Source organism: Thauera sp. ZXT1-4, assembly GCF_052598215.2.
On the sequence record NZ_JBQWSN020000058.1, the window covers coordinates 1 to 5,590 of the forward strand.

The 5,590-nt window shown below is 61.0% G+C and carries 7 protein-coding genes; all 7 read left to right on the top strand.

Translation table 11 applies throughout. The features are described 5' to 3' along the window. Positions 1-1,163, top strand: a 1,163-nt coding sequence (locus ACUH78_RS18550) for an RHS repeat-associated core domain-containing protein (protein WP_510497595.1), incomplete at its 5' end; no start/stop codon positions are given. Continuing rightward, positions 1,160-1,522: a hypothetical protein gene (locus ACUH78_RS18555; protein WP_445334380.1), complete on the top strand. Its 363-nt coding sequence runs from the start codon at positions 1,160-1,162 to the stop codon at positions 1,520-1,522. The genes ACUH78_RS18550 and ACUH78_RS18555, both read left to right, overlap by 4 nt. A gap of 119 nt (positions 1,523-1,641) precedes the next feature. Further along, entirely contained in the window at positions 1,642-2,286 is a 645-nt protein-coding gene (locus ACUH78_RS18560) for a tyrosine-type recombinase/integrase (protein WP_445334379.1), read from the top strand. A gap of 168 nt (positions 2,287-2,454) precedes the next feature. After that, positions 2,455-2,619, top strand: a complete 165-nt coding sequence (locus ACUH78_RS18565; protein ID WP_445334378.1) for a hypothetical protein — start codon at positions 2,455-2,457, stop codon at positions 2,617-2,619. Positions 2,620-3,209: 590 nt separating this feature from the next. Then, positions 3,210-3,650, top strand: a complete 441-nt coding sequence (locus tag ACUH78_RS18570) for a hypothetical protein (protein ID WP_445334377.1) — start codon at positions 3,210-3,212, stop codon at positions 3,648-3,650. 389 nt (positions 3,651-4,039) lie between these two features. Continuing rightward, the gene (gene tcmP / locus ACUH78_RS18575; protein WP_445334376.1) at positions 4,040-4,798 is read left to right on the top strand and encodes a three-Cys-motif partner protein TcmP; all 759 of its coding nucleotides are present in this window, start codon (positions 4,040-4,042) and stop codon (positions 4,796-4,798) included. An 84-nt stretch (positions 4,799-4,882) separates the two neighbouring features. Then, a complete protein-coding gene (locus ACUH78_RS18580; protein ID WP_445334375.1) occupies positions 4,883-5,521 on the top strand; it encodes a LexA family protein in 639 nt (212 codons plus the stop codon). Positions 5,522-5,590 lie beyond the last annotated feature (69 nt).

The following is a 5,590-nucleotide window of genomic DNA, read 5'->3' on the forward strand; positions in this document are numbered from 1 at the left end:
ACGGCACCCAGAGCTACACCGCCAACGGCCTGAACCAATACACCACCGCGGCCGGCGCCACGCTCACCCACGACGCCCGGGGCAACCTCACCGGCGACGGCGTGTGGACCTACGCCTTCGACGCCGACAACAAGCTCAAGAGCGCGACCAAGACCGGCTACGCCGCCACACTCGCCTACGACGCCGAAGGCCGGCTGCGCCGGACCACCCTGGCCGGCGCGATCACCGATCTCGCCTACGACGGCGTCGATCTGGTGGCCGAGTACGACGGCGCGGGTACGCTCCTGCGCCGCTATGTGCACGGCCCTGGCGTGGATGAACCGCTGGTGTGGTACGAAGGCAGCACGACCACCGCCAAGAGCTGGCTCTACGCCGACCACCTGGGCAGCATCATCGGCACGGCCAACAGCGCCGGCACCAGCACCGCGATCCACAGCTACGGCCCATTCGGCGAACCGAACGTCACCACCGGCGTGCGCTTCCGCTACACCGGGCAGCAGTACCTGGGCGGGTTGAACCTGTACTACTACAAGGCGCGATTCTACTCGCCGGCCCTGGGGCGCTTCCTGCAGACCGACCCGATCGGCACCGCGGATGACCTGAACCTGTATGCGTATGTGGGCAACAACCCGGTCAACTTCAGTGATCCGACGGGGTTGGCTGCAGCTGATCTAAAGTTGTTTGCCGGAAAGGTCGGTGGAGTGATGATGGATGCCGGTCGGGCTGCGATGCCGACAGGTGAAGAGATTTCGGTCATGACCGGGATCGGCGGTGCTGCGCTCATCGAGCCGACGCCGTTTGGAGAGATCGGGTTCGCGGCGAGCGCCGGTGTCGTCGGGCTGCGTGGGCTTGGGCGTGCGGCTGATGTAATCTACGATGCCGCAAGGGAAGTAAAGGTCACCGCGGAGCAAGTGAAAAATATCGGTCGGTTTGAAAAGAAGCTGCCGGCGAACGCGAAGGAAAGTTTGAGTGTAAAGCCGCTCCCGAATGAGGGTGTTGCTGTCCAAGCTACTTCTCCCGGACGCGTACCTGGATCATCAGCTGTCTATGAAAAGCAGATCGACGCGGCGGGAAACACGATCCAGTACACGAAGACGACATACGATCCGGCGGGCAACATAGTGCACGTCAAGGACAAGCTCAACGGTGGAGTGTTCCCATGACTAGCGAGGAAACGAGGCGCCTTGCTCTTGTGCACGAGTTGCTTGAACTGACGATGCCCCTGGAGCGCGTCATTGGAGAACTCGCTTCGATGACTTGGGATTACGAGGGCGAAGGTGTTGAGCTAACGCAAGGACATCTAACCAGCGTGTTGCAGCGATATCTACGCGCCGAAGTGTCTGAGGCCGAGGTTGAACTGTGGGCGAACCAAGTCGAAGGGCGAGATGATGTTCAGCTTGACGCTAGTGCGGAAACGTTGATCGAGGAGGTTCTTCACGAGCTTGCCAATCCGTTGCTTACTCAGCAACTCGACCGTACCCGAGCAATGGAACTTGTGAGTAGATTGACCGCATCTGGATAGTTGAACTAAACCGCTGACGCGGTGGCCGCGAACCCAAGCGCCACCGCGTTTTTTCGTGACGTCTGCGCCGCCGACCTACCTTGAAACCGGGGATGTCCCCGCGTTCAAGGAGAAGTGTCATGAGCTCCTTACGTCAGCAGATGATCGACGCGATGGTGCTGCGCGGATTGGCACGGCGCACGCAGCAGGCCTACCTGTCGGTGGTCGCGCAGTTGGCCGCGCACTACCACTGCAGCCCCGACCGGCTCGATGGCGCGCAAGTCAAGGCCTGGCTGCTGCACCGGATCACCGAGCGGCACCTGGCCTACACGACCGTGAACCAGGCCGTGTGCGCGCTGAAGTTCTTCTTCGACACTGTGCTGGGCCGCAGGGCCGAAGCCATCACGATTCCCTACGCACACACGCCGCAGCGTCAGCCGGAGATCCTCTCGCGCGAGGAACTGGCACGCCTGTTCGAAGCGGCTGCCAATCTGCGCACGCGCACGCTGTTGATGACGGCCTACGCGGCCGGACTGCGGGTGTCCGAGGTGTGCGCGCTACGCGTCGCCGACATCGACAGCGCACCGGATCGCATGTGCATCCGGGTGGTGGCAGGCAAGGGCGGCAAGGATCGCTACACGCTGCTCAGCCCGAACCTGCTCGAAGCGCTGCGCGTCTATTGGCGCATCTGCAAACCCCGCGTATGGCTGTTTCCTCGCGCGACCGACGCCGCCCAGCCGTTCGACATCAGCAGTGCGCAACGTGCGTACTACCGGAAGAAATAGGGGACGCACCACGGTTTAGGGGAGTGACTTGGCCGTGGTGCGCCTGACTATACCGGCAAGCTTCTGAAGGCCTAGGGTCCGGAGGTAACGGCTGCGGCCACCACCTGCCCGACGGCCGCCGCTCCGGTTGCGGTCACCGACTACGCCTACGACGACCTCGACCGGCTGATGCGCGTCACCGAGGCGCTCCCGGCGGCGCAGGGCGGCAACCGGGTCACCGAGACGGTGTACAACGCCGACGACAGCGTGCATCAGGTCAAGCGGGCGGTCGGCACGGCGCTGGCACAAACCTACGTCACCACCACCTATGACGCGCTCAACCGTCCGAGCTGAGTGTGATCACCGGATTTGATGTTGTGATGGTCACCCTCCGCGATGGTGAACTGCCGCATGAACGCCGATCCGCCCTTCTGCTTGAACGCGAGGGTGCCCTGCACTCCGGCGTTTTCAAGGCCATGCCCTTCGGGTGCGGGCTACGCCCGCAGCCTTGACAACGCCTACGTTCCGGGCGAGTTGTCGCCAGGCAGTAGGGCTGACTCTGCACGCAGCGCGCGCCAGTACGTAAAGCACAAACCGTGCCCGAACGGAGTCGATAACGCGCTGATATTTCAGAAAAACTTTTGGTCATCGAAGATGAGGGACTTCAGGCCTCGAACATCACCCAAAATGACCAAAAACACGCTGTTTTACATCGTTGAGGATGACCGTGCTCACCGAGCGCGATCAGGGAGCTGGGCACGACCAACCTGGCCACCTACGCCTACGACGATCTGTCGCGGCGCACGACCGTCACGCTCGGCAACGGCACGACGACGAGCTACGGCTACAGACCCCAAGGCGCGCTCGCCAGCCTCGCGCACAACCTGACCGGCACCGCGCAGGACCAGATCACGACCTACACCCGCAACCAGGTGCAGGAGATCGTGGGCCAGAGCTGGACGAACGATCTGTACCAATGGACGGGCTACGCCAACGGCACCCAGAGCTACACCGCCAACGGCCTGAACCAATACACCACCGCGGCCGGCGCTACGCTCACCCACGACGCCAAGGGCAACCTCACCGGCGACGGCGTGTGGCCCTACGCCTTCGACGCCGACAACAAGCACAGTTCTTCAGAATCGATGAAGATAGGCGCGGATACCCGGAGGCAACTGGATCGTATCTACTGCAGGCGCGGAAAACAATCAGCGTTAAAGCAGCCTATGAGATGGCGCGGAACGAAGGGGATACCCAGTTCAGTTAAGAGCTTCTGCCTATGCGAGCAGCCGTCGATCCAAGTTGGCGATTCTTGCTTTTCTGGGCACATGGCCGACGAACGTTCGCTAGTCATGTTCCCGCGTGGAGACAAGGTGCCGACCTGATAGAACCCACGCCCCAGCGCTTGATAAACATGAACTACGCAGTAACGGTGGGGGATACTCTGTATAGATTTATCATACTCGCGGCAGCACGTTGAGCCAGAGCACCGAAATCCTACGCAAAAGTCATGACAGCGCTGGCAGAGCGCCTCCGACAGGCTGCCTTGTTTCTGACGTGATCACGCACGTCCTCCCGAGTTGCCTGCAGGCTGCAACACAACAATTTTGCGACTATCACATTTTGAACGTGCGATCGGATCGTCGTCATCTCCGGTCGCGCTGTGCTTGGAGATGGCTTGAAAACAGAGATACCTGACGTTGTATCGCCCGATCCCTACCCCGAACTGCCGGTAGAACGAGGACCTCACGGCCGCGGCGTAGGGCGCTGGGTAGTGAATGAGAAGCACCGTTACTTAGCACGCCACCTAGACGCCACGCGCGAAGCGCAGAAGAAGTTCAAGCAGCGGGTGCTGATTGACCCATTCTGCGGTCCTGGTCGCGTTCAGGTTGAGGGCGAGAGCTTCACGCGGGACGGCGGTTCGGTCGCGGCTTACCGCCAGTCTGTACGCTCCGGCGCACCATTCACAAAGTTGCTCGTGGGCGACATTGAACCCGACCGAGTCCACGCCAACGAAATGAGGCTTAAGGCCGCGGGCGCAAACATACAAAGCTTCGTGGGACCGGCCAAGCAGACCGTTGACGAGATGGCCAAGGCTGTCCCTTTTGGAGCCCTAGCGCTCGCATACATTGATCCCTACAACCTAGAGTTCCTGTCATTCTCGATTATCGAGCGGCTTGCCAAGCTACAGTACGTGGACTTCGCAGTCCACTTCAGCTTGATGGACCTGACGCGCAATATCGACATGGAACTGGACCCCAAGCGGGACCGGTTTGACGATGCGCTGCCGGGCTGGCGCCTTGCCGCACCGATCGACGAGCTGTCCAAGTCGAGACTCCCCGCCTGGTTCTTCGACGCTTGGTGCAGGGCGGTTGGAGCCTTGGGATTCAGGATCAGCGGGCAGATGCCGCTGATCAGCGACGGCAAAGGGCGCTCGATTTACCGCCTGGTCTTCTTCTCGCGCCATCCCCTACCGGACCGCATCTGGAACGACATCGCCCGCAGCGGGAATCTGGACCTGTTCTCTAACTGATCACGCCTGCAACCGCCAGGACGCCACAGCGTCCTGCGTGCATCTGTCCTTGATTAGTGGACGAATGGACACTATAATTTTGTCATGGCTCGAACCAACAATGACGCTCTGCATCTGCGCCGCCTCCGTGACCTCTACGCCCGCGTGGGTTGCATCCCCTCGTACAGCGAAATGGCCAAGGCGCTGGGCTTCAAAGCCAAGAACGCGGCCTTCAAACTGACCAAGCGCTTGATTGCCTCAGGCCATTTGGAAAAATCCGTGGGTGCCCGGCTCGTGCCCGGCCCCGAGTTCTTCACCGTCGATGTCAGTGATAGCGAGGTGCGAGCCGGATTTGGCTGTGAAGGCAATGCCACCAATCTCGTTCATGCGCAGGCGCTAGATCAGTTGCTGATAGCCAGGCCGTCGAAGACCATGTTCCTGAAGGTGCGTGGCGACTCGATGGTCGACGCCGGGATCCTCAGCGGTGATGTGGCCGTGGTGGAGACGAGCATGCAGGCCGTCCACGGTGATGTGGTAGTGGCCGAGATCGATGGCAGCCACACCATCAAGGAATACAGAACCGACCGTGGTCAACCACACCTAGCCGCACACGGAGGGGGCATGCCCAGCATGAGAGCCAAAGAGACGCTGAACATCCTCGGCGTTGTCAGGGGAATCATCCGGAGCTACAAGCCGTCGCAGGCGGGTCAAGCTAAGCTATTAACCCGGCAATCAAATACCTAAATTACTGAGCGTACCGAACGTACTCATGGCTGAAATACGACCGCACACGATCCGGCATCGCAGCGATGC